Raw genomic sequence first — 2,789 nt, 5'->3', positions numbered from 1 at the left:
ATGCTTGACTGGACCAACAACGAAGCTGCCGCCAATGCGGCGCGCGCCATCCATCCCGCCCTCGCACCGGATCAGGCACCCGCTGCCGATGCGACAGGCCTTGGCAATATCGTGCGCGGCGGCGGCCGTGTGCGCGTCGATGACAAGGCGATGATCAACGCGCGCGCCGACGTCAACCAGCTCCTGCCGCTTAAATATCACTGGGCCTGGGAGAAATATCTCAATGGCTGCAACAATCACTGGATGCCGACAGAGGTGTCGATGCAGGCGGATATCGCCCTGTGGAAATCCAGGGACGGGCTGACCGACGACGAACGCCGCATGATCAAGCGCAATCTCGGTTTCTTCGCCGCATCCGAGTCCCTCGTTGCCAACAATATCGTCCTTGCCATCTACCGGCACCTGACCAATCCGGAATGCCGCCAGTATCTCTTGCGTCAGGCTTTCGAGGAAGCCGTTCACACGCATACGTTCCAGTACATCGTCGAGAGTCTCGGGCTGGACGAGGGCGAACTTTTCAACATGTACCGCGAAGTGCCGTCGATCACCGACAAGGCGGCATGGGCGCTCAAGCACACGCAAAATCTCGACAACCCGGAATTCAAGACCGGCACGCCCGAGATGGATCAGCAGTTCCTGCGCGATCTCGTCGCTTTCTACGTCATTTTCGAGGGCATGTGGTTCTATACCGGCTTTGCCCAGATCCTGTCGCTCGGCCGACGCAACAAGATGGTCGGCATTGCCGAGCAGTATCAGTACATCCTGCGCGACGAGAGCATCCACATGAATTTCGGTATCGATGTGATCAACCAGATCCGTCACGAGAATCCGCATCTGTGGACGAAAGCCTTTACCGAAGAATTGCGCGGGATGATCAGGGATGCGGCGGAACTCGAGGCGTCCTATGGCCGCGATACGATGCCGCGCGGTTTCCTTGGATTGAATGCCGCCCTTTGCGAAAGCTATATGCACTTCATCGCCAATCGCCGCTGCGCCCAGCTTGGCCTTGCCCAGGTCTTCCCCGATACCGACAACCCGTTCCCGTGGATGTCAGAGGCGATGGACCTGAAGAAGGAAAAGAATTTTTTCGAAACGCGCGTCATCGAGTACCAGAACGGCGGAGCGCTGGCATGGGATTGATGCAGAGGATGCCTGCTCCCGAGGACGTGTTCGTCGCCTGGCTGATACGGCAGCCGGGGAATGTCGATCTTGTCGCTGCGGCCAGCGCCGAGGTGGCGCGGCTGCGCCCCTATGCAAGCCATCCGGGTGCCAAGCGGCTGCATGATCTCTTCTGCGCCCTGATCAGCGAGAAGAGCGCAGCGATGCGGCAGAACGGGACGCCGCAGCTGCGACAGAATTTGCCGCCAATGGAATTGATTTGTTGACATAAAGATATCTTTATGTGAGTTTACGTCTCCCATCCCGAGGTGGCCAAGAGGCGTTTGAGTCATGAATATTGCAGTCGATAATCTGTTCGGTCCCATGGGTGCTCCACGGGATGGCTCAGAGGTGTTTGAAGCGCTGACCAAGGCGGCGCAGGAACGCATCCTGATTCTCGACGGAGCCATGGGCACGCAGATTCAAGGCCTCAGCCTGAACGAAGACGATTTTCGCGGCGAACGCTTTGCCGATTGCTCCTGTCACCTGCAGGGCAATAACGACCTCCTGATTCTGACGCAACCCCAGGCCATCGAGGATATCCACTACGCCTATGCCATGGCCGGTGCGGACATTCTCGAAACCAACACCTTCTCGTCCACGACCATTGCCCAGGCTGACTACAGCATGGAAGAGGTTGTCTATGAGCTGAACCGCGATGGCGCCCGCCTTGCCCGCCGCGCAGCGATCAAGGCCGAACAGAAGGACGGCAAGCGCCGCTTTGTGGCCGGGGCGCTCGGACCGACGAACCGGACTGCATCCATTTCGCCTGACGTGAACAATCCCGGCTATCGCGCCGTTACCTTTGACGATCTGCGCATTGCCTATGCGGATCAGGTGCGCGGCCTGATGGACGGCGGCGCCGACATCATCCTCATCGAAACGATCTTCGACACACTGAATGCCAAGGCTGCGGTGTTCGCCACGCAGGAAGTCTTCGAGGAAAAGGGCATTACCCTGCCCATCATGATTTCGGGCACGATCACCGATCTCTCAGGCCGCACATTGTCCGGTCAGACGCCGACAGCATTCTGGCATTCCGTGCGTCACGCGGAGCCCTTCACCATCGGCCTGAACTGCGCGCTTGGCGCCAATGCGATGCGCGCCCATCTCGCTGAAATCTCCAGCGTTGCCGACACCTTTGTCTGTGCCTATCCCAATGCCGGTCTGCCCAACGAATTCGGCCAGTATGACGAAAGCCCCGAGGCGATGGCCGCGCAGCTGGAAGGCTTTGCCGAAGAGGGGCTGCTGAATATCGTCGGCGGCTGCTGCGGTTCGACGCCCGACCACATCCGGGCGATTGCCGAGGCAGTCAGCAAATATCCGCCGCGGCAGATTCCCGAAATTTCCACCCACATGCGCCTGTCCGGCCTTGAGCCGTTCACGCTGACCAAGGACATTCCCTTCGTCAATGTCGGCGAACGCACGAACATCACCGGCTCGGCCAAGTTCCGCAAGCTCATCACCGCAGGCGACTTTGCCACGGCTCTCGACGTCGCGCGCGACCCCCCCCCCCCCCCCCCCCCCCCCCCCCCCCCCCCCCCCCCCCCCCCCCCCCCCCCCCCCCCCCCCCCCCCCCCCCCCCCCCCCCCCCCCCCCCCCCCCCCCCCCCCCCCCCCCCCCCCCCCCCC

3 protein-coding genes are annotated in these 2,789 nt (G+C 61.2%); all 3 read left to right on the top strand.

Going from position 1 to position 2,789, the window contains the following annotated elements; translation table 11 throughout:
* Positions 1-1,140 (top strand): ribonucleotide-diphosphate reductase subunit beta (locus KK925_RS09945; protein WP_174583583.1); only part of this gene is annotated, 1,140 nt, incomplete at its 5' end.
* An 8-nt stretch (positions 1,141-1,148) separates the two neighbouring features.
* A complete protein-coding gene (locus tag KK925_RS09940; RefSeq protein ID WP_214096488.1) occupies positions 1,149-1,385 on the top strand; it encodes a hypothetical protein in 237 nt (78 codons plus the stop codon).
* A 64-nt stretch (positions 1,386-1,449) separates the two neighbouring features.
* On the top strand, positions 1,450-2,789 hold a 1,340-nt coding region (locus tag KK925_RS09935), incomplete at its 3' end, for a homocysteine S-methyltransferase family protein (RefSeq protein ID WP_214096487.1).

This window comes from Candidatus Methylacidithermus pantelleriae, from assembly GCF_905250085.1.
GTDB lineage: Bacteria > Verrucomicrobiota > Verrucomicrobiia > Methylacidiphilales > Methylacidiphilaceae > Methylacidithermus > Methylacidithermus pantelleriae.
The sequence above is the reverse complement of the archived record's forward strand: the minus strand, read 5'-3'. Positions and strand labels throughout refer to the sequence as shown.

Excerpts from the sequence above, each read along its gene's own strand:
- KK925_RS09940 (WP_214096488.1), top strand. The coding sequence starts at position 1,149 with ATGCCTGCTCCCGAGGACGTGTTCGTCGCCTGGCTGATACGGCAGCCG.